Source organism: Bradyrhizobium sp. LB13.1 (assembly GCF_054056815.1).
This window is the reverse complement of the sequence record NZ_JBSRYQ010000001.1, coordinates 25,720-47,213: the sequence shown is the minus strand read 5'-3', so window position 1 is coordinate 47,213 and position 21,494 is coordinate 25,720. Positions and strand designations below refer to the sequence as shown.

Genomic DNA, 21,494 nt, shown 5'->3' with positions numbered 1-21,494 from the left:
CGGAACGCTCCGCGACGCCACTCGTTCTTAGCCGCGTAAACGTATCTGACAGGAGCAACCTATGCGAAATCTCATCTTGCCGGCCGTCGTCGCGATCGGTCTCGGATCGGCGGCCCCGGCGAGGGCCTATGACACCGGCGATCAGATCTCGATGCAGGCCGCGCTCGACGTCGCGAGCGATATTGGTGTCATGACCATTTCGCACACCGAGTTCGCCGGCGACGAATGGCAGATCGAAGGCCGTGACAGTGTCGGCCGCTGGATGGAAGTCGATGTGGACGCCCGAACGGGCGACGTGCGCAACGTCGATCGCGGCTGGTAGTGGCGGGCTGTAAGTTAGAGCGAGGCGGTTCGTCGAAACGCGATCCGCCTCGTCGCTACGTCAGCACCTTCACCCCACCAAACGACGTCACCCGCCCCTGCTTCAGCATCACGATCTGCGTGGCGAGCTGGCGCAGCTCGGCGACGTCGTGGCTGACATAGACCATGGGGACATTGGCCTCGTCGCGCAGCCGCACCAGATAGGGCAGGATCTCGAGCTTGCGACCCTCGTCGAGCGCGCCGAGCGGCTCGTCGAGCAGCAGCAGGCGCGGCTTCGAGAGCAGCGCGCGGCCGAGCGCGACGCGCTGGCGTTCGCCGCCGGAGAGTTTTCCGGGGCGGCGATCAAGCAGCGCACCGATGTCGAGCAGATCGATAACGCGCGTGTGCTGGGCCGGGTCGGACGCAAGGCCGTTCATGCGCCGGCCGTAATCGAGGTTTTGCGCCACATTGAGATGCGGAAACAGCCGCGCGTCCTGGAACACATAGCCGATGCGGCGGCGATAGGTCGGCACATGAATGCCGGCCGCGGTGTCGTCGACGGTCTCGCCGTCGATCACGATGGTGCCGCGATCCGGACGCAACAGCCCTGCGATCATGTTGACCAGCGAGCTCTTGCCCGCGCCGGAGGCGCCGAACAGTCCGATGACGCGGCCCTCGCTGGTGAAGGACGCGGACAGCGAGAACTCGCCGAGCTGCTTTTCGATGTCGACGCGCAGCATGGTCAATTCCCGTGCAGGCGCTGCGTGGCGCGGCGGGCGAACCACTCGGCGGCGATCAACGCGCCGAGCGCGAGCACGATCGAGACGATCACCAGCCGCCCCGCGGCCGCGTCGCCGTCAGGCGTCTGGATCAGCGAATAGATCGCGGACGAAATCGTCTGGGTCTCGCCGGGAATGTTGGAAACGAAGGTGATGGTGGCCCCGAACTCGCCGATCGCTTTGGCAAAGCCAAGCACCATGCCGGCGAGGACGCCGGGCAGCGCCAGCGGCAGCGTCACCGTGAAGAACACTTTCCACGGTGCCGCGCCGAGCGTTTCGGCGGCCTGTTCGAGCCGGCTGTCGATCGCCTCGATCGACAGCCGTATCGGGCGCACCAGCAGTGGGAACGACATCAGGCCGCAGGCGAGCGCAGCGCCGGTCCAGCGAAAGGCGAAGACGATGCCGAGCGTATCGGCGAGGAAGCCGCCAACGAGGCCGCGGCGTCCAAACGTCAGCAAGAGCAGATAGCCGGTGACAACTGGCGGCAGCACCAGCGGCAGATGCACCAGCGCATCGAGCACCGACTTGCCCCAGAAATCACGCCGCGCGAGCAGCCACGCCAGCGCAATGCCGAACGGCGTTGCGACCAGCGTTGCGACGATCGCGACCCTGAGCGAGAGCAGGATCGCCGTCCATTCGGCGGAAGAAATCTCGGACATCAAGTCGCAGATATCACGTCGGAGATATTAAGTCGTGGGGCTGACCAGGTACTTGAAGCCGTATTTCTCCAAAATGGTCTTGGCAGCGGTCGAGCGCAGGAAGGCGAGGTAGTCACTGGTCTCGCCCTTCGCGACCGTGGTCGCAGCAACCGGATAGATGATCGCGGGGTGCGAGTCCGCCGGAAAGGTGCCGACGATCTTCACGCCTGGCTCGACCTTGGCATCGGTGGAATAGACGATGCCGAGATTAGCCTCGCCGCGGGCCACCAGCGTCAGCGCGGCGCGCACGCTCTCGGCCATCGCGAATTTCGGCTCGGCGGCCTGCCACGCCCCGAGCTTCTCCAGTGCCGCCTTGGCATACTTTCCAACCGGCACCGACTTGACGTCGCCGGTCGCGATCCTGCCGTCGCCGGCGAGTTTTGCGAGGTCGAAGCCTTGCGCGATGGTGACGTTGTCGATCTTGGAATCCTTCGGCGCGATCAGCACGATGCTGTTGCCGAGCAGATTGACCCGGGTCGGCTCGTTGATGGCCTTCTTGCTTGTCGCGTAGTCCATCCAATCGGTATCGGCGGAGACGAACACATCGGCCGGCGCGCCCTGCTCGATCTGCTTGGCGAGCACCGAGCTCGCGGCATAGCTGACGTTGAACTTGACGCCGGTTTTTGCGGTGTAGGCGGCATCGACCTCGTCGAGCGCGTTCTTCATCGAGGCGGCGGCGAACACGGTGATGGTCTTGTGCTCGGCGGCGGCAGGCGAAAGGCACGCGGTCAGAACGAGCAAAACCGAAAAAAGCGCCGAAAGGCGGGACATCGAAAGCGCTCCATGCGCACGCTCAGGGCACGCGAGGCGGCGCGCGCAAGACGGCGTTGGTTGAGTCAGGCTGCGACCGGCGGAAGCGCTGTTCCGGCAAGCCCGCCGGACTTACGGTCCGGCAAGCGATCGCTGGTGCGACCATAACAGGCTGGCGAAACAGGTCAAAGCCGACGTTTGGTCCGATCCAGCTCCGATCCCGCAAGGCGAGGAGGACAGCCGGCTAAGGCTTCGCGTCCCTCGCATGCAGCACCACTTTGCAGGCCGCCGGCATCTGCGCCAGCGTCATCGGCGGTTTCGGCTTTGGTGGCTCCGGCGGCGGCTTGGGGTGCAGCACGCCATCGCTGAACCAGTAAGCGAGATCGGAGGGCTTGCAGCCCTCGTCCTCGGATTGCGAGGACTGGCCTTCGCATTCGCCCGCGCCCGCCGGGCAGCGCATGCGGATATGGAAGTGATAGTCGTGGCCCCACCACGGCCGTATCTTCGACAGCCAGGAACGGTCGCCCTTGGCCTCACGGCACAGCGCCTTCTTGATCGCGGCATTGACGAAGATGCGCTGCACCGCCGGCTCCCGCGCCGCGTCTCGCAGCACCAGCACATGGCCTGGCGTGAATACTTTTGGATCGATGTCGAGCCGGTCCTGCCGCACCATCATCACCGCCGACATCTCCTCACGCTCCTCGCGCGACAAACGACGGTCCGGCATCGGCGTCAGCCAGATATCGGCGTCGAGGCCGATCTGGTGACTGGCATGGCCTGACAGCGCCGGCCCGCCGCGCGGCTGGCCGATGTCGCCGACCAAAATGCCCGGCCATCCCGCGTCCTTGTGCACCCTGGCCGCGAGGCGCTTGATCAGCGCGATCATCGCGGGGTGACCGTAGCTGCGGTTACGCGACAGTCGCATCACCTGCCAATTGTCGCCGTTGAGCGGCATCTGCTCGGCGCCGCCGATGCAGCCCTTGACGTAGGAGCCGATGACATGGGCCGGTCCCCTCGACGGCAGCAGCTTTCGCGCGAACAGCTCCCTGGCGCCGATACTGGGATCGTTGGGATTGGTGAGCGGCGGCAGCGGTTTCGGGGTCACGCTGCCTTTGTCCTGGGCCAGCGCGTCGCCGGCGGCCAGGAGCGTCATGACGAGCAGGAAAGGAGCGAGGCGGCGGGGACTCATGCTGGCATCCTTATAGCCCAACACCGCGTCGGGGTTAAGAAACAGTCCTTCGGCCAAAATATCGTCCGAAAGTCGCAGTTCCCCGCGCGGAGCCGGTCGTTTTTAACGGCGCGATAACCCTCTCATGCATTGGCCAAAATTCGTGCGGAGGACGCATACTCACTCCGCTCTGCATGCAATCGCGCGCGATCCCGGAAATAATTCAAGACAGCGCGTAATTTTTGCGCCATCTCGTTCTCCAATGGCGACGATGCGATGCGCTTGGCGCGCACGTCGGCGCTGCCGCGCCTTGTAAACGGGCAATAACGGCTGACTTCTTGTGGCTGCCAGTCCGTGCGTCCAACCGTCGAACTACCCAAGATTACCTTTTTTTCAGACACTTGCTCCACACCTTGCGGTCGCTGAGTGCGACTGGGACGAGTGAAGTTGAGTTCGGGGTCTCGAAAACCAAAAAAGCGGAAGGGGAGCGTGCTTGGCAGGCTCGGCCTGCACCCGCGCAAGCCGCGTTTTGCGCGCGCGCCTCGTCCTCCGTCCGAACGCGACGAGGTTCTGCGCAGCCGCGCCGAGGCGGAAGCCGCGATCGCGGAAGCGCGCAAATCCCATGAGCGTCTGCGCCAAGCCATCGAGATCCTGCCGCAGGGCATCGTATTTCTCGATGCCGAGGGCCGCTACGTCCTCTGGAACAAGCAATACGCCGAGATCTACAGCAAGACCGCCGATCTGTTCGAAGAAGGCGCGCGTCTCGAAGACACGCTGCGCATTGGTGTCGCCCGCGGCGACTATCCCGAGGCTGCCGGCCACGAGGAAGACTGGATCGCCGAGCGGCTGCAAAAACTCTATCAGCCCGGCGCGCGCCACGAGCAGAAGCTGGCGGACGGTCGCGTCATCCTGATCGACGAGCGGCTGACCGACGACGGCGGCGTCGTCGGCCTGCGCGTCGATATCACCGAGTTGAAGCAGCGCGAGGCTTCGTTCCGCCTGCTGTTCGACGGCAATCCCGTCCCCATGATCGTCTGCGCGCTGGACGATGAGCGTATCCTCAGCGTCAACGATGCGGCGGTCGCCCATTACGGCTACAGCCGCGCCGAGTTCGAGCGGCTGACAATCCGCTCCCTGCAGGCTTTCGAGAGCGAGCCGCCCTGGACCTCAGATCCGACCGGCGAGGAGCAGGCTGGGCGCACCTGGAAGCACGTCAAGGCCGACGGCGCGCTGATCGATCTTGCGATCTATTCCCGCGAACTGAGTTATGCCGAGCGGCCCGCGGTGCTGCTCGCGCTGATGGACATCACCGAGCGCAAACGCGCCGAGGCGCGGCTCGCCTTCATGGCGCAGCATGACGGCCTGACCGGCCTGCCCAACCGCAATTTGCTGCGCCAGCAGGTCGACGAGATACTGCTGCACACCTGCCGCAGCACCGACAAGGTCGCGCTGCTGATGCTGGGGCTCGACAATTTCAAGGCGGTCAACGACGCGCTGGGACATGCGGTCGGCGACAAGCTCTTGCGCGGCGTCGGCAAGCGGCTGCGCTCGACCTTGCGCGAGGAAGACGCGCTGGCCCGGCTGAACTCGGACGAGTTCGCGATCGTGCAGAGCGGCCTGACGCGGCCCGAGGATGCGGTGTTGCTGGCGAAGCGCCTGCTTGAAGCCATCGCCGATCCCTATCTGCTCGACGGCCATTCCGTGGTGATCGGCGCTTCCATCGGCATCGCGATGGCGCCGGGCGACGGCGATGATTCCGAAAAGCTGCTCAAGAGCGCCGGCATGGCGCTGTCCCGCGCCAAGCTGGATGCGCGCGGCACGTTTGCGTTCTTCGAGGCCGCGCTCGACGCCAAAGCGCAGGGCCGGCGCAAGATCGAGGTCGAGCTGCGCGACGCGATCCAGAGCGACGTGCTGCGTCCCTACTACCAGCCGCTGATCGACCTCCAGAGCGGCCGCATCACCGGTTTCGAAGCGTTGGTGCGCTGGCCGCATGCCGAGCGCGGCATGATCTCGCCGGCCGAGTTCATTCCGGTGGCGGAAGAAACCGGGCTGATCAACCCGCTCGGCGGCTTGATGCTGCGCCGGGCGTGCCTGGACGCCGCGACTTGGCCGGACGACGTCCGCGTCGCCGTCAATCTGTCGCCGCTGCAGTTCCGCAGCGGCAATCTGCTTTCGGTGGTGACGGACGCGCTGAAGCATTCCGGCCTGCCGCCGCGGCGGCTCGAGCTTGAGATCACCGAGACGCTGCTTTTGGAGAAGAGCGCCCAGGTGCTGGCGACGCTGCATGCGCTGCGCGCGCTCGGCGTGCGCATCTCGATGGACGATTTCGGCACCGGCTATTCCAGCCTCAGCTATTTGCGCAGCTTCCCCTTCGACAAGATCAAGATCGACCAATCCTTCGTGCGCGATCTCGGCGCCAACCGCGAGGCCCAGGCGATCATCCGCTCCATCGTCAGCCTCGGCAAGGGGCTCGGCGTCATCATCACCGCCGAGGGTGTCGAGACCGAAGCCGAGCTGAGCTGCCTCCGGGCCGAAGGCTGCGACGAGGGTCAGGGTTTTCTGTTCAGCAAGGCCCGGCCGAACGCCGAGATCGTCAGCCTGCTGGCCGCGCAGCGCGGCATCGACGGATTGGACGAGGACGCCGCGCTGGTGGCGTGATGCTGCAGTCTGATACGGTCGAACCTTGAGCCGTCCGCCGGCGTCTTATGGCTGGATCGGACGAGCGGATGCGACATTGCCATCGCCTCTGACGCCTCAACCCTGACGCCCGGACCGCGCTACGCCCGCTTCTCGCGGCGGCTGAAAGCCATTCTGCTCGACTGGATGCTGGCGATGGCCCTGCTGTTCGGCGCCTTGACGGTGGCGAGCAACGTGCAGAACGACACTTTGTGAGCTAGGCGGCGCCGCGCAGGCCCGCGAGGAAGGTGTCGACGCTCTGCCGGAGCGCGGAGGCGTGCTGGCCGAGTTCACCCGAAGCAACCATGACATTGCTGGCCAGTGCGCGCGACTGGTCGGCGGACTGGCTTGCGCCGGCGACATTCGCCGAGACGTCGGTGGTGCCGGCGGACGCCTGCTGCACGCTGCGGGCGATCTCCCGCGTCGCCGAGCCCTGCTCTTCGACTGCAGCGGCGATGGTGGTGGTAATGCCGCTGATCTCGCGGATGGTGTCGCTGATCCCTGAAATCGCCGTGACGCAATTGCCGGTCGCGGCCTGGATCGCGGTCACCTGGCTTGCGATCTCGTCGGTGGCCTTCGCGGTCTGGCTGGCGAGCCCCTTTACCTCGGCGGCGACCACCGCGAAGCCGCGGCCGGCTTCGCCCGCACGCGCCGCCTCGATCGTGGCGTTGAGCGCCAGCAGATTGGTCTGGCTTGCGATCTCGCTGATCAGCCGCAGCACGTCGCCGATGCGCTCGGCTGCGGCGGCGAGGCTCGTGACCATCGCCGTCGTTTCGGTGGCCTTGACCACCGCGCCGCTCGCGACCTGACTGGAATGGGTGACCTGGCGACCGATCTCGTTCACCGATGAGGCCAGCTCCTCGGTCGCCGCAGCGACCGCATTGACGCTGGTCGAGGCCTCCTCGGAGGCTGTCGCCGCGGCGGAAGCACGCTGCGAGGTGCCGTTGACGCTCGTGGTGATCTCGCCGGCGACGTGTTGCATGCCTTCGGTCGCCTTTGCGAAGGCCGACACCACGCCCTTGACGTCGGCCTCAAAACGATCAGCCATCTGGCGCTGCAGCGCCTGTTTCTCCATTTCTGCCCGGGCCTTGTCGGCCTCCTGCGCCTCGCGCATTGCCTCTGCCTCAAGCATGTTGCGGCGGAACACGTCAACCGCCTTGGCCATGGTGCCAAGCTCGTCCCGGCGTTCGCTCCCGGGAATGGTGACGCTGGTATCGCCGCTCGATAGCCGGTTCATGACCGCGGTGATCGCGGCAAGCGGCCGCGACAGGCCGCGGCCGAGCAGGAACGCCAGCACGATGGCGGCAGCGAGGATCGCGACCGTGCCGAGGATCAGATTGCGTTCCGCGGCAGCGAAAGCGACCTCGTATTCCGTCGTGTCCTTGATGATTTCAAGAACGCCGACCGGCGCGCCGGCGTAGTTCTTGATCGGCCCGGCGTAGACGGCGACTGGATGACCATCGAGTTCGGCTTCGCGCAGCAGCGGCGCGCCGTCGATCGCGGCTTTCAATTCGTCGGGCTTGGCGACCGCGTTCTCGCCGAAGGTGGAGGACAGCTTGTTCAAATTCTTGCCGTCGACGGAGTAGACGGCAAGGTCGATGCCGAAACGTTTTTTGGCGCGGTCGACGAATTCCTTGCCGAAGGCGGCGCCGACGTCGACATTGGCCAGGTTCTTGCCGTCGCGCACGATCGGCGTCATGCCGAAGATGCCGAGCGCCTCGCGGCCCGGCTCGACGCCGACGATCTGCCGGCCGGTCTTGAGCGCCTCGACCACGGTGGCGCGGCGGGCGGAAACGTCGTCGCCGAAAGTCTTGGGCGCGTGGATACGGAAGAACGAAATCGCCGGCGGCAGCTGGAAGGTGATCAGCGGGATGCCCTGCGCCTTCAGCGCCTTGTTGGCGTCGCCGAGCAGCGTGAGGAGACCGTCGCGGTCGCCCTTGGCGATGGCATCGCCGACCGGCGGCAGGGCCGCGATCACGGTGGAGACTGCCAGCGCGGCACGTCCTTCATAGTCGATCGCGGCGATCACGCTTTCATATTGCAGCTTGAGCTGCTGATCGAGCGCGAGCCGCGTCAGCGCCCGCTGCTGGGTGATCGAGAAGCCGGAGAGAATGGCGCAGGCCACCGCAACGGTGAGCGCGATGGCGAGAATCAGGCGGGCGGCAATCGACTTGAGTTTGAACATCGAAAATTCCCAGGCATTTCCAAATCTTGCTTTTGCGGAAGGTCCCAGAAATTGCTTAACAACAAGGCCGGCACGTCCTCCGTGTTTCAACGGATTCGTTGCCACCCTTTTGCATGACTCAATGCAGTGAGCGCATGGAGCATTGGTCATTCGTCCATAGCGCGAGACAAAGCGCCGCAGCTTCATTCGCCTGAGACTATCGGTTTTCGGCAAGGATCGCCTTGCCGACGTCCTCGTAATGCGTGTCGCGCGCCTGGATCTGCTGGGCGATGGCGTGCATGTCGCGAAACCGCCGCTCGAACGGATTGCTGCGGAATACCGCGGTCGCACCCGCCATGTGATAGGCGGTGTCGACCACGCGCGCCGATTGATGGATGGTCCAGGTCGCCGCCAGCCTGACGGCGCTGCGATGTGCCGTGCTGAATTCGCCGCTCGCGCTGAGATCGCGCCACATCGCATTTGCCGTTGCATAGAGATAGGCGCGCGCGGCGCGCAAATCGCCCTCGGTGCGGCCGATCAGGCCCTGGACCGCCTGGTTGTCGCGCATGGTGTGTGCGGCCAGCGACTGATGCTTTCCACGTGCCAGCGCGATTGCCGCATCCAGCGTCGCGCGCGCCACGCCGAGCGAGACCGCGGCAAAGCCGAGGCTGAAGGTCGAGCCGGTGCCGATCCTGTAGAGCGGACCCTTTTCGCGCAATGCCGATGGCACGTCGCGAAACGCGGTAAAGCGCTCGGGGATGAAGAGGTCGCTCACCTCGTACGAGTCGGTGCCGGTCCCGGCGAGCCCGATCGCCTGCCAAACGTCATGAAGCGTCGCGCTCGCCACCGGAAACAAAATAGTCCGCACCTCCGGCGAGCCATCGGTATTCTTGCGCGGCGTCCCGTCAGCACCGACGATGCGGACATGCGCCCCCAGCCAGCTCGCCTGCCGCGAGCCCGAGGCAAAGTCCCAGCGCGCCGTGACGCGGTAGCCGCCCTCGACCGCCCGCGCCTCATGTGCAATCGCGCCCCAGGCGAGGATGCCGGGGCCCGCGTTGAAGATCTCCCGCGCGGTATCGTGATCGAGCGAAGCTGCGATCATGGCGCAGACCGTGCACTGGCCGAGACACCAGGGAGGCATCCGCCTTCGCGATCTCCTCCAGCATCTGCATGAAGGCTTCCGGTGCAGCTTCAGCGCCGCCGAGGCTTTGCGGCAGCAGTGCGCGGTAGAGCCCGTTCTCGATCAGTGCCGAGACGACGGGAGCGGTCAGCCGCCGCGTCCGCTCGATCGCGTCAGCTTCGCCCGAAATGAGCGGCGCAAGTGCGCGGGCACGTTCGACGAGGCCAACTCCGGGAGTTGCGTTCATGCGCGTTTTCCTCGCCCATTCTGCCGTGAGCGGTAAGACGCGATGGTGGTCTATTTGGCAGGGAGGATCAAGGTGGTGCGGTTGTCATTTCGGGGCGCGCGATCGCGCGAAGTGTCTTGCGTCCCGATCTTGATGGCGTGGACCGGACTTAGCACGGGTCATCGAGCACTCGCTCCATGATGATCGTGCGTTCGTCACCATAGTAGCTATCGCGTACGGCATTGAACCCGAGTCGTGCGTAGAAAGTTTCGGCGGTGACCGAGGAAGGAACGGTCAACGCGGGAATGTTCCGTTCGCGCGCCGTACGCTCGATCTGGGCCATCAGCAGCTTGCCGACACCTTGGGCCTGAACGTCGGGAGCGACGAAGACCGTGCGGACGACGCTTCCGTCAAGGCTTGCCGTTCCGACGAGGCGGCTGCCGATGATGGCGACAAAGACAGTACGTTTCCCGATCAGCTTCCGTACGGCGCCTGGACTGAAACTGCGCTCGACCCTCCCTATGATCTCGTCGGTATAGTCTTTCGGATTGGTTTCGCGCAGCGCCCGCAAGATGACCGCGCTGATGGCAGCGGCGTCATCGTCAAGCGCAGGCCTGATTTTGCATTCCATGAACCGCTCCGCTGAAGCCCTTGAGAATGACTGACGCCTGCGTCCCAGATTGGCAATCAGCTTGTCGCGCAACCAGAGTTGATGCTACCGTCTGTAGCACAATCTTGGGAGGCCGCCCACGGGGCACGTCATGAAGGAGCCAACCCGCCGCGGTGTTCGGCCTGCCGCAGCTTCCACAAGCGTCGAGGAGCAGGCCGAGCCAAAGCTCCATGACGCACCCATGACCGATATCATCAATGCTTTGACCAGTGGACGGGCCACCGCTACGGCGCTGGCCAAAACCTATCTGGCGCGCATTGATGCCTACGACCGTGGTGGGCCCATGCTCAACTCCGTGCGCGAGCTCAATCCCGACGCGCTCATGATCGCCCGCAAGTTAGATGGCATCGTGCCATCGGCCAAGCGGCCGCTGGCTGGCGTACCGATCCTAGTGAAAGACAACATCGCGACCGGCGACAGGCAGCCGACGACAGCCGGCTCGCTGGCGCTGGAGGGGGCGCGCGCGAGGGACGATGCCACGATTGTCAAGCTGCTGCGGGACGCCGGCGCGGTGATCCTGGGCAAGGCAAACCTGACGGAGTTCGCCAACATCCTCGCGATCGACATGCCCTCGGGCTATTCGTCGCTGGGCGGTCAGGTCAGGAATCCCTACGTACCGGCGCTCGCCGACGATCACGGTATCCCGCTCGTGGACCCGGGCGGATCGAGCTCGGGTTCGGCGGTCGCCGTGGCGGCAGGTCTGTGTGCAGCCTCTATTGGCACCGAGACCTCCGGCTCCCTGCTGCATCCGGCGAGCCGGAATGGCCTCGTCACCGTGAAGCCGACGGTCGGACTGATCAGCCGAGCCGGCATCGTGCCGATCTCGCACAGCCAGGACACAGCGGGGCCGATGACGCGCACCGTGCGAGACGCCGCGATGCTGCTGAACGTGCTGGCCGCAAAGGACCCGCTCGATCCGGTGACGGAGCGGCAGCGCAGGCCGGCCGATTACACCGCCGATCTCGCGCGGGATGCGTTAAAGGGTGCGCGCATCGGTGTGCCGAGCGACCCCGCCGACCCGCTGAACGATTGCTACTACGGCAAGTTGCCACCCGACGGGACCAGGCTGATGGCCGACGTGATCATGGTGCTGGAGGATCTCGGCGCCGTCATTGTGCGCGCCAGCATGCCGACCGCCGGCTGGATGAACGGACCAGGCACGATCATGGCCGTGCTCAATCGCAATCCGCTGAGCGCCAACAAGGGCAATCCGGTCGCGCAGCGGATCGTCTTCCTCTACGAGCTGAAGCATGACGTCAATCTCTATCTGAGGGATTGGGCGATCGAGACCGACATCAAGACGATCGCCGACATCGTGGCCTTCAACGACGATAACGCCGAAAAGGCGCTGCGTTTCGGCCAGGACCTGTTGCTCGCCGCCAACGCGACCAGGGGCGATCTCAGCGAGCGCGAATACAAATCCGCACGCGCCATGGATCTGCTCACCGCCAGGACGCGCGGCATGGATGCCTACATGAACCAGCACAAGCTTGATGCTGTCCTATTCCCCGGCGCTATGGGCGCCCCGATCGCTGCCAAAGCAGGTTATCCCAGCGTCATGGTGCCTGGAGGCTTCGTCTCGGGGGCCGACGACAAGGACACGCCGGACTATCCGCTCGGCGTCACCTTCGCCGGCCGTGCCTGGAGCGAGCACAAGCTGCTACGTCTGGCCTACGCGTTCGAGCAGGCGTCACGGACGCACAAGCCGCCCCCCGGCCTACCCGGCCTTTAGCTGGGGCCAGCAGGCAACTTAAGCCGTCTCCGATGTAGCGCGTAGGACGGGGAGAGCGAACGCGAAGCCCATCAAGCTTCAGCCTTACGATCGGATCGAGCTAACAAGAATCACTGCTCCGCATCAGGGTAACGGGTTTTGCCAGGGCTCAACCCATCCGGCGAGCTTGATGCGGTGAGTCCGACTTGACCCAGCCGAGCAACATCATGCTTCCATCAATGGACTGCTTTCGGCCGCGCACCTGGCTTATGGTGCGTACCGAAGCGTTCGACCATTGTGGCGCTGGCCTGGTTGAGCCCGATGATTTCGACTTCGGCGCCGTGGCGACGAAGCTTGAGAACGATGTCATCCAGTGCTCCGATGGCAGTGATGTCCCAGAAATGCGCGTCGCTGACGTCGATTCGGACCCGGCTCGGTACATCGAGATAGTCGAAGGCATCGACGAGACTGTTGGAGGAGGCGAAAAACACCTGCCCTGTCACGAAGTAAGTGATTTCGCGTCCGTCTTCGGATAGCTCCGTTTCGATCCCGAGCAGGCGTGCCACCTTGCCGGCGAAGAACACGCCGCTGAGTACGACGCCCGTGAGCACGCCCATCGACAGATCGCCGGTCGCCACAACCACGACGACGGTGGCCAACATCACAACGCTCGAACTTAGGGGATGGGACCGCAGGTTAAGGAGGGACGACCAGTTGAACGTGCTGATCGAGACCATGATCATCACGGCCACGAGCGCGGCCATCGGGATCTGCTTCACCCACTCGCCAAGGACAACGATCAGGAACAGCAGGAAGGCGCCGGCGAAGAACGTTGATAGACGGGTGCGCGCGCCGGCGGTGACGTTGATGACCGATTGCCCGATCATGGCGCATCCGCCCATTGCACCGAGGAAGCCGGTGACGAAGTTGGCGACGCCCTGGCCTACGCATTCCCGGTTCTTATTGCTGCCGGTATCGGTCATGTCGTCGACGATCGAAGCCGTCAGAAGCGATTCCAGCAGCCCGACCGCAGCCATCGCCAGCGAGTACGGCAGGATGATCCTCAGGGTCTCCAGATTGAAGGGGACTTGGGGGATCGCGAAGAACGGAAGGCTGGACGGCAATTCGCCCATGTCGCCGACGGTACGCAGCTTGATCCCGGACCACAGCGTAAACGCGGTCAGTACGATGATGCTGACCAGGGCGGACGGCACTCGTTTGGTGACGTAAGGGAACAGATAGATGATGGCCAAGCCCGCGCTGACCATGGCGTAGGTTTCCCAGCCGACGTGCGTCAATTGCGGCAACTGAGCCAGGAAAATGAGAATGGCCAAGGCGTTTACAAATCCGGTCATGACCGAGCGGGACACGAACTTCATGAGCAGACCAAGCCGCGCGGCCCCTGCGGCGATCTGAATCAGTCCCATCAGCACCGTCGCGGCGAACAGGTACTGAAGGCCGTGATCGCGGACCAGGGTGATCATCAGCACCGCGGTCGATGCCGTCGCTGCGGAGATCATCGCCGGCCTGCCGCCGACGACGGCAGTCACGCAGGCGATCGAGAATGAGGCGTAAAGGCCCACCTTCGGGTCGACGCCCGCGACAATCGAAAAACCGATGGCCTCCGGAATGAGCGCCAACGCGACGAGAACACCGGAGAGCAGGTCCGTGGAAACGTTTGTCAGCCACTCGCGGCGGAACGTTTGGTAGAACGTCATTTTGCTGAAACCAATAAGACCAGCGAGGCGACGGGCGGCGCCCGGTCGGCCTAAAGTTAAGCTTCGATGTCGCTACGCTGAGGGTTTCCGGGGGATGGGCGCCCGGCCGAGCCACCCGATAAACTCGGGTCCGACGAGCGCTCTCAGTACGATTGCCGCGACGCAACAGCAAGCCAGATCTTGTCGGACGCTAGACGTTCGCCATCGGGAGCAATTCCAGCTTCGCGGATGATTTTTCCAACAGCCGGGCGTGCGCTGCCCGCCGAGCATCATTCCGGTAGTTTTGAAAGTCCGCTTCGGACGTGAAGCTGACGATGTGGATCTCGATGGTGCCGTCCGGATTGCGAAGACGACGCTCCAGAGATCCATTGAACTCAGGCAACAGCGGCAGGACGGCATCCTCGTAGGCTCGAAACGCTTCGACGCCCGCTGGAGGTATCCGGGCTATGAGCACAAACGTGACGGGGGTCGTTTGATAGGACATCACCGTCTGCCGACTGCACCCGCTACCATGATGCCATCATGCCCCTGTTTTGCCCGACAAGTCAAACCGGTTTCGTAAAAATCGAAAAGCGCAACGCCAACAATGGGTCGGCTACTGTGCATGGGGTTGTTTTCGCGTTTTTAATTGTCCAGCCCAAACGTTCCGGACCGGACCTGCCCGACCCCCCGCCTCAGCTATCCACCTTCAGCGCGGCAATGAAGGCTTCCTGCGGGATGTCGACCTTGCCGAACTGCCGCATCTTCTTCTTGCCTTCCTTCTGCTTCTCCAGAAGTTTTCGCTTACGGGTGATGTCGCCGCCATAGCACTTTGCTGTGACGTCCTTGCGCAGGGCGCGAACGGTTTCGCGCGCGATCACCTTGCCGCCGATCGCCGCCTGGATCGGAATCTGGAACATGTGCGGCGGGATCAGCTCCTTCATCTTCTCGACCATGGCGCGGCCGCGCCCCTCCGCGCGGGTGCGGTGGACCAGCATCGAGAGCGCGTCGACCGGCTCGTTGTTGACCAGGATCTGCATCTTGACGAGATCGGCCGGCTTGTAGTCGGTGAGATGATAGTCGAACGAGGCGTAGCCCTTGGAGACCGATTTCAGGCGGTCGTAGAAGTCGAACACGACTTCGTTGAGCGGCAGATCGTATTTCACCATGGCGCGAGAGCCGACGTAGGTCAGCTCCTTCTGCGAGCCGCGGCGGTCCTGGCACAGCTTCAGCACGCTGCCGAGATATTCGTCGGGGGTGAGGATCGTGGCCTCGATCCAGGGCTCCTGGATCTCCGCGATCTTGACCACATCAGGCATGTCGATGGGATTGTGAATCTCGATCTCGGTGCCGTCGTTGAGCTTCATCTTGTAGATGACGCTCGGCGCGGTTGCGATCAGATTGAGATCGAATTCGCGCGACAGCCGCTCCTGGATGATCTCGAGGTGCAACAGGCCGAGGAAGCCGCAGCGGAAGCCGAAGCCGAGTGCGGCCGAGGTTTCCATTTCGAACGAGAAGCTGGCGTCGTTCAGCCGCAGCTTGCCCATCGCGGCGCGCAGCGTTTCGAAGTCGTCGGCATCGACTGGAAACAGGCCGCAGAACACCACCGGAATCGCAGGCTTGAAGCCGGGCAGCATTTCGGTGATTGGCTTTCTGTCGTCGGTGATGGTGTCGCCGACGCGGGTGTCGGCAACCTCCTTGATCGCCGCGGTGATGAAGCCGATCTCCCCGGGGCCGAGCTCGTCGACCTGCGTCATCTTCGGGGTGAAGAAGCCGACGCGTTCGACGTCATAGGCAGCACCCGTGCCCATCATGCGGATGCGGCCGCCCTTCTTCATCACGCCGTCGACGACGCGGATCAGCACGACCACGCCGAGATAGACGTCGTACCAGCTGTCGACCAGCAACGCCTTCAGCGTGGCGTCGCGATCGCCCTTCGGCGGTGGCAGGCGGGTGACGATCGCTTCGAGCACGTCGGGAACGCCGAGGCCGGTCTTGGCCGAGATCATCACGGCGTCCGAGGCGTCGATGCCGATCACGTCTTCGATCTGCTGCCTGATCTTCTCGGGTTCGGCGGCGGGAAGGTCGACCTTGTTCAGGACCGGCACGATCTCATGACCTGCGTCGAGCGCGTGGTAGACGTTGGCAAGCGTCTGCGCTTCCACGCCCTGGCTGGCGTCGACCACCAGCAGGGAACCCTCGCAGGCCGCCAGCGACCGCGAGACTTCGTAGGCGAAGTCGACATGGCCCGGCGTGTCCATCAGGTTGAAGATGTAATCCTTGCCGTCCTTGGCGTGGTATTTCAGCCGAACCGTCTGCGCCTTGATAGTGATGCCGCGCTCGCGCTCGATGTCCATGGAATCGAGCACCTGCTCCTTCCCGGCCATTTCGCGGTCGGTGAGGCCGCCGGTGATCTGGATCAGACGGTCGGCCAGCGTCGATTTGCCATGGTCGATATGGGCGACGATGGAGAAATTGCGAATGTTGGAAATGGGGACGGTCGTCATGGGCGCGGGATACCACTCACATCCCCGTGCGGCAACCATATTGCTGTAATTTCAGGGCCTTTGTTCACGCCAAGCTGATTCCACTAGGTGCCAAAACGCGCTACGCAACGGCCCATGTCCACGACCTCGATCCCGTCTGCCCGAGCGCGCGCGAAGTCCCGGGTGAGCTATGCCCGTTTTCGGGCCTGGCTGGTTGCCAGCGCGATCCGGCCGGAGGCGCGCCTCTGGCTGGTGATCCAGCTCGCCATCCTGCATGCGGTGCTCTGGACCTTCATCCTGATCAACCTGAAGGCCGCGCAGGACGTTCACATGGACGTCGCAGAAGCCTGGGGCTGGGGGCAGAAATTCCTGTGGGGCTATGGCAAGCACCCGCCGCTGTCGGGCTGGGTCGCCGGCGTCTGGTTCATGGCATTCCCGCCGACGGACTGGGCGACCTATGCGCTGGCGATGGCGACCGTCAGCGTCGGCATGGTGATCTGCTGGCTCATCGCTTTGCGCGTCGTGGATGCGCGGCGCGCGTTCCTGGTCGTGGTGATGGTCGCGCTCTACCCGATCTTCAATTTCAAGGGTTTCAAGTACAATCCCGACCTGCTCCAGCTCGTCACTCTGCCGCTTCTCGTGCTCGCCTATCTCAATGCGTTCGAGAAGCGGAGCTGGCAATCCGGAGTCTTGCTCGGACTTGCCGGCGCGCTGGCGCTGATGACCAAATACTGGGTGCTGACCATGATCGGCGCCATCGGGTTTGCCGCGTTGATCCATCCAGAGCGGATGAGGTTCCTGTCGTCGCCGGCGCCATGGGTTGCGATCGTGACGATGGTGGTGGCGATGATCCCGCACATCGTCTGGCTGGCGGATGCGCATTTCGTGCCGCTGACCTATGCCGGCGACACCTACAGCCTCGAGGACAGCGGCCAGGTGCATCAGCTCGTGGCCGGCTATGCCCTGCATAATCTCGCGTTGCTGGCATTGCCGGTGGCGCTGGCCGCGCTGGCGATGGCCCTTGTGCCGCATTGGGTCTCGCTGCTCATGCGCGCGCCCTTGCGCATCGTCACGCGGGCCTGGGCGCGCGGCGCGAATCCCGGTGTGAACCTTTCGCAGGCGCGCAACGTCTGGATCATCCAGATCATCGTCGCATTCGGCCCCGCGCTCGGCGCGCTGGCCTTCAGCATCTACATGAAGACCGACTGGGGCATCTCGCTGTTCTTCCTGGTGCCGCTCGCGCTGGTCGCGATCCCGGCGTTGCGGGTGCAGAGTGCTGCGCTGTTCAACATTGTCGCGATCTGGCTCGTGCTCAGCGTCGCGACGCTCGCTGCCTCGCCCTGGATCGCCGCGCGCGAGATGGCGGCCAATGCCGGCAACACGGCGACCTATGGCGCGCGCTCGGATCTCGCGCGTGAGCTGACGCAGGCCTGGCACGCGCGCTTCGCCTCGCGCTGGGCGGTCGTCGCCGGCACCATGGAATCGATCCAGCCGATGGTGTTCTACAGCCCCGATCATCCGGCCGCGTTCACGCCGCTCGAAGCCTGGGGGTCCGGGTTGATCTCGCCCGATGACGTCAAGAGATACGGCTTCATCGGCGTGTTCGATCCGGCCGACGGTCGCTTGCCGGCGTTCGAGAAATGGGTGTTCGAGGTTGCGCCGAACGCCGAGCGCATCGTGATGACGACGCGCCGCTTCACTCACGGCAAGGCCGGTCCGTCGATGAGCTGGAACATCTACATCGCGCCGCCGGGGAAATGATCGAGGCGAAGCCGCCTAAATCCCTTCCTCGTTGAATTTGCTTTCAACGAGCTCGGTGATTGCGGCGAGCGCGGCTTCGGCATCGTCGCCGGCGGCCGCCACAGTAATGGTCGTGCCGGGACCAGCGGCGAGCATCATCAGGCCCATGATCGAGGTCCCGCCGACGGTCTCGCCGCCGCGCGTCACCCAGACCTGCGCGTTGAAGCGCTCGACGGCCTGGACGAATTTTGCGGAGGCCCGCGCGTGCAGGCCGCGCTTGTTGATGATCAGGAGGTCTTTGGAGATCGCGCCCGCGGGCACACCCGTCCCGGCTTGCGGCGCCTCGTCGCTCATTTGCCGGCGAGCACGCGGCTGGCGATGGTGACGTATTTGCGGCCCGCTTCCTGCGCCATCGCGATAGCGTCGGGTAGCGGACGCTCCTCGCGTACCTTGGCGAGCTTCACCAGCATGGGAAGATTGATGCCCGCGAGCACTTCGACCTTCGGCCGGCTCATGCAGGATATTGCGAGGTTCGACGGCGTGCCGCCAAACATGTCGGTGAGGATCGCGACGCCGTCGCCGGAATCGACGCGGTTAACCGCTTCTATGATGTCGCTTCGACAGAGATCGGAATCATCTTCGGCGCCGATCGTGATCGCTTCGATTTGCTTTTGTGGGCCCATGACATGTTCAAGCGCTGCCTTGAATTCGTCGGCAAGGCGCCCGTGGGTCACAAGTACTAGACCAATCATCGGAAAACTCCTCGCGGGCGCTTTTGGTGCACCGCACGAACGCGCCACTTTGACCATCCAGAGCCCCCGCGCAAGAGGGGATGTTGCGTATCTCCCTGAATCTAGACGGATGGATGAGGGGAGCTGCGCCGGTCTATTCGGTCGCGAGTGTGGGGTTCATATGGTTACCATTTCCCTTCAAACAATCGCCTGAAGGGTTAACGGAAGATGAACTCTTGGTAGTGGTCAAGGCGGCGACAACCAAAGGAAGTGGCGAATAGTCGCGGCCAACCGGGATTCGCGGTATTTCGGCACCTAGAATGCTTGTTTTCAGGGATTCGGCCGCTGGCAGCCGCTCCGCGTCCGCTGCGTCGAGATCGACCACGAGGCCGACGGTCGCATGCTCCACGAAGTCGCAGCGGCGGATTCCCAGCCCCCGGATTTCGATCAGGCCGGCCAGTGTCCTGCTCGGGCGGACCTCAATTTCGCGGCCGACTGTCGCCAGATGGACACGGTCGTCACCGACCAGAACGGCCCTTTCGACCACGCCGCTGCGTCCCGCCATGATCAAATCGAAGGCAAGGCGCGACTTGCCGGAGCCGGAAGGCCCGCGGATCAGCACCGCCAGATCTCCCACCTTGACGGCGGAGGCGTGAATGCTGGGGCCGCTCTCGCTCATAGTGCCGGCAGCCTCACCACGAAGCGCGCGCCGACAGCGGTAGGCGCTCCGTCCTCGTCCGCCGGGCCAGGGCGGTTCTCCGCCCAGATGCGTCCGCCATGGGCGTCGATGATCTTGCTTGGAGATCGACAGGCCGAGGCCGGAGTTCTGGCCAAAGCCCTGATGTGGTCGGTCGGTGTAGAAGCGCTCGAAGATGCGTTGCAGCGCGTCGTCGCGAATGCCGGGACCGTCGTCGTCGACCACGATCTCGATCTCTCCGCGCACGCGGCGGCAGGTGAGGCGCACCTTGTTGCCGGGCTCGGAGAAGGATTGTGCGTTGGCGAGCAGGTTGGAGACCACCTGTCCGAGCCGCGAATCGTGGCCGGTCACGGCGAAACTGTCGGTCGGGCTGCGGCCTTCCAAGCGCGTTTCGACCGCGACGTCATGGCCGAGCTTGGTTTCATTGGCGACGGAGACGAGCGTCGTCAACAGGCGGCGCAGGTCGACCGGGATCGCATCCTGGCGCTGCAGTTCGGCATCGAGGCGGCTGGCGTCGGAGATGTCCGAGATCAACCGGTCGAGCCGCTTGACGTCATGCTCGATCACTTCGAGCAGGCGTGCGCGGCTGTTGTCGTTGCGCGCCAGCGGCAGCGTCTCGACCGCAGAGCGCAAAGAGGTCAGCGGGTTCTTCAATTCATGCGCGACGTCGGCAGCGAACATCTCGATCGCCTCGATGCGGCTGTAGAGCGCGCTGGTCATGTCGCGCAGCGCACCGGAGAGATGGCCGATCTCGTCGCGGCGGCGGGTGAAGTCGGGAATCTCGACGCGGGTATTGATGCGGCGGCGGATGCGTTCGGCGCTGTCGGCAAGCCGGCGCACGGGCCCCGCGATCGTGCTCGCAAGCAGCAGCGACAGCATGATCATGACCGCGGCCGCGACGCCGCCGACCTTCAGGATCGCCAGGCGCTCGGCGGTGACCATCTGGTCGATGTCGTCGCCTTGCGTCGACAGCATCAGCGCGCCGTGGATGGCGCGCGAGCGCAGTACGGGGACCGCGACCGAGACGATCACCTCGCCGCGCGAATTGACCCGCACCATCGAGCGCTTCTGGCCATGGAGCGCGTCGCCCACCTCCGCATAGCCGTTGCCGTTCTCGGGCCCGAGCTCGCGATAGAGCGGCAGGTCGCCGCGGTTCAGCCAGGTGCGGACCGCGACCATGCCGCGTTCGACGATGCCCGGGTTCTCGGCGGAGACCGACGGCAGGGGGAAGCGCACCACGGTCTCGAGGCTGCGGCTGTCGACCAGCAGGCTGCCGTTCGGGTCGTAGATGCGGGCGCGCGTCTTGGTCGGCGAGATCAGCGTGCGCAGCACCGGCGCCACGCGCTCCGGATTGATCGGAAAATCCAGCGGCGAATACTCGTCCGACCCGCCATAGGTCTCGCCCGGCTTGAGGTCGAGCAGCCGGTCGGGATCGATGGTGATGGCGTTGGTCTGCACCGTCGCGGAGGCCGCGATCGCGCCGGCGATGATCTCCGCCTGCACCAGCAGGCTCTGCGCGCGCGCGTCGATCAGGCCGGCGCGGAACTGCGACAGATAAAGGATGCTCGCCACCAGCGCCACGAGGCCGGCGAGGTTGAGCGAGACGATGCGGCGGGTCAGGCTCGAGAAGGACAGCGCGAAGAAGAACTGCCCGGCGCGCGTCAGCCAGTTCAGCGGCCGCCAGCCGCGCACGGCCGGCTTGTCATCGGCCAATTGATCCGGATCGCCGTGGGCGGTGACGTCCTCGGCGTTCTGGTTCTCGTCAGGCTGCGTTCGGTCAAGCAATGCTCACGCCCGCGTTAGGACAACTCGTGCGAAGGTCCTCGCATCCTAGAGCCATCCCGGTCGTGATGGAATCAGAACCGGCGATGCTCTCAGTCT

16 protein-coding genes, 3 pseudogenes and 1 other annotated feature are annotated in these 21,494 nt (G+C 64.5%); of the genes and pseudogenes, 4 read left to right on the top strand and 15 right to left on the bottom strand.

Annotated features, from left to right (window positions below; all coding sequences use genetic code 11):
• The first annotated feature begins 61 nt into the window (after nucleotides 1–61).
• Complete coding sequence (locus ACVWYI_RS00200; RefSeq protein WP_247445390.1) at nucleotides 62–322, top strand: PepSY domain-containing protein; 261 nt, start codon at nucleotides 62–64, stop codon at nucleotides 320–322.
• A 55-nt stretch (nucleotides 323–377) separates the two neighbouring features.
• Here the strand turns inward: ACVWYI_RS00200 and modC are convergent, their stop codons facing one another.
• The 5 genes from modC to ACVWYI_RS00175 form a co-directional block, all read right to left on the bottom strand.
• Nucleotides 378–1,040: a molybdenum ABC transporter ATP-binding protein gene (gene modC / locus ACVWYI_RS00195; protein WP_247445389.1), complete on the bottom strand. Its 663-nt coding sequence runs from the start codon at nucleotides 1,038–1,040 to the stop codon at nucleotides 378–380.
• Nucleotides 1,041–1,042: 2 nt separating this feature from the next.
• A complete protein-coding gene (gene modB, locus ACVWYI_RS00190) occupies nucleotides 1,043–1,738 on the bottom strand; it encodes a molybdate ABC transporter permease subunit (protein ID WP_456660883.1) in 696 nt (231 codons plus the stop codon).
• Nucleotides 1,739–1,765: 27 nt separating this feature from the next.
• Nucleotides 1,766–2,548 carry a molybdate ABC transporter substrate-binding protein gene (modA, locus tag ACVWYI_RS00185; RefSeq protein WP_456660882.1) on the bottom strand — a complete coding sequence of 261 codons (783 nt, stop codon included), beginning with the start codon at nucleotides 2,546–2,548 and terminating at the stop codon, nucleotides 1,766–1,768.
• Between the two features lie 223 nt (nucleotides 2,549–2,771).
• Nucleotides 2,772–3,716: a penicillin-insensitive murein endopeptidase gene (mepA, locus tag ACVWYI_RS00180; protein ID WP_456660881.1), complete on the bottom strand. Its 945-nt coding sequence runs from the start codon at nucleotides 3,714–3,716 to the stop codon at nucleotides 2,772–2,774.
• A gap of 122 nt (nucleotides 3,717–3,838) precedes the next feature.
• A complete protein-coding gene (locus tag ACVWYI_RS00175) occupies nucleotides 3,839–4,096 on the bottom strand; it encodes a hypothetical protein (protein ID WP_456660880.1) in 258 nt (85 codons plus the stop codon).
• Between the two features lie 88 nt (nucleotides 4,097–4,184).
• Here ACVWYI_RS00175 and ACVWYI_RS00170 point away from each other — a divergent pair, with 88 nt between their 5' ends.
• The gene (locus ACVWYI_RS00170; RefSeq protein WP_456660879.1) at nucleotides 4,185–6,353 is read left to right on the top strand and encodes a putative bifunctional diguanylate cyclase/phosphodiesterase; all 2,169 of its coding nucleotides are present in this window, start codon (nucleotides 4,185–4,187) and stop codon (nucleotides 6,351–6,353) included.
• Between the two features lie 235 nt (nucleotides 6,354–6,588).
• Here the strand turns inward: ACVWYI_RS00170 and ACVWYI_RS00165 are convergent, their stop codons facing one another.
• From ACVWYI_RS00165 to ACVWYI_RS00155, 3 genes and pseudogenes are all read right to left on the bottom strand, one after another.
• The gene (locus tag ACVWYI_RS00165) at nucleotides 6,589–8,556 is read right to left on the bottom strand and encodes a methyl-accepting chemotaxis protein (protein WP_456660878.1); all 1,968 of its coding nucleotides are present in this window, start codon (nucleotides 8,554–8,556) and stop codon (nucleotides 6,589–6,591) included.
• A 196-nt stretch (nucleotides 8,557–8,752) separates the two neighbouring features.
• Nucleotides 8,753–9,902 (bottom strand): annotated as a pseudogene (locus tag ACVWYI_RS00160) (acyl-CoA dehydrogenase family protein).
• Nucleotides 9,903–10,050: 148 nt separating this feature from the next.
• Entirely contained in the window at nucleotides 10,051–10,512 is a 462-nt protein-coding gene (locus tag ACVWYI_RS00155) for a GNAT family N-acetyltransferase (protein WP_247348685.1), read from the bottom strand.
• Nucleotides 10,513–10,642: 130 nt separating this feature from the next.
• On the opposite strand from ACVWYI_RS00155, the gene ACVWYI_RS00150 reads away from it, so the two are divergent.
• The gene (locus tag ACVWYI_RS00150; protein WP_456660877.1) at nucleotides 10,643–12,283 is read left to right on the top strand and encodes an amidase family protein; all 1,641 of its coding nucleotides are present in this window, start codon (nucleotides 10,643–10,645) and stop codon (nucleotides 12,281–12,283) included.
• Nucleotides 12,284–12,498: 215 nt separating this feature from the next.
• Here the strand turns inward: ACVWYI_RS00150 and ACVWYI_RS00145 are convergent, their stop codons facing one another.
• From ACVWYI_RS00145 to lepA, 3 genes are all read right to left on the bottom strand, one after another.
• A complete protein-coding gene (locus tag ACVWYI_RS00145; RefSeq protein ID WP_247348688.1) occupies nucleotides 12,499–13,980 on the bottom strand; it encodes a SulP family inorganic anion transporter in 1,482 nt (493 codons plus the stop codon).
• Between the two features lie 81 nt (nucleotides 13,981–14,061).
• Nucleotides 14,062–14,115: a sequence feature (sul1 is cis-regulatory element that is thought to sense ions involved in sulfur or methionine metabolism; They are found in Alphaproteobacteria), on the bottom strand.
• A gap of 55 nt (nucleotides 14,116–14,170) precedes the next feature.
• Nucleotides 14,171–14,464, bottom strand: a complete 294-nt coding sequence (locus ACVWYI_RS00140) for a hypothetical protein (RefSeq protein ID WP_247348690.1) — start codon at nucleotides 14,462–14,464, stop codon at nucleotides 14,171–14,173.
• Nucleotides 14,465–14,654: 190 nt separating this feature from the next.
• Nucleotides 14,655–16,466: a translation elongation factor 4 gene (gene lepA / locus ACVWYI_RS00135; protein WP_247348692.1), complete on the bottom strand. Its 1,812-nt coding sequence runs from the start codon at nucleotides 16,464–16,466 to the stop codon at nucleotides 14,655–14,657.
• A 114-nt stretch (nucleotides 16,467–16,580) separates the two neighbouring features.
• Between lepA and ACVWYI_RS00130 the strand changes: the two genes are divergently transcribed.
• Nucleotides 16,581–18,206, top strand: a complete 1,626-nt coding sequence (locus ACVWYI_RS00130; RefSeq protein WP_456660876.1) for a glycosyltransferase family 39 protein — start codon at nucleotides 16,581–16,583, stop codon at nucleotides 18,204–18,206.
• Nucleotides 18,207–18,221: 15 nt separating this feature from the next.
• Here ACVWYI_RS00130 and ACVWYI_RS00125 read toward each other — a convergent pair whose 3' ends face one another.
• From ACVWYI_RS00125 to ACVWYI_RS00110, 4 genes and pseudogenes are all read right to left on the bottom strand, one after another.
• Nucleotides 18,222–18,539, bottom strand: coding sequence for an HPr family phosphocarrier protein (locus ACVWYI_RS00125; protein ID WP_247445378.1), 318 nt, complete (start codon nucleotides 18,537–18,539; stop codon nucleotides 18,222–18,224).
• Nucleotides 18,536–18,937 carry a PTS sugar transporter subunit IIA gene (locus tag ACVWYI_RS00120; RefSeq protein WP_007597752.1) on the bottom strand — a complete coding sequence of 134 codons (402 nt, stop codon included), beginning with the start codon at nucleotides 18,935–18,937 and terminating at the stop codon, nucleotides 18,536–18,538. Before ACVWYI_RS00120 ends, ACVWYI_RS00125 begins: the two co-directional genes overlap by 4 nt.
• A 133-nt stretch (nucleotides 18,938–19,070) precedes the next feature.
• Nucleotides 19,071–19,565, bottom strand: a pseudogene (locus tag ACVWYI_RS00115) (HPr kinase/phosphorylase); the annotation flags it as partial.
• Nucleotides 19,566–19,591: 26 nt separating this feature from the next.
• Nucleotides 19,592–21,398 (bottom strand): annotated as a pseudogene (locus ACVWYI_RS00110) (stimulus-sensing domain-containing protein).
• Nucleotides 21,399–21,494: the final 96 nt, after the last annotated feature.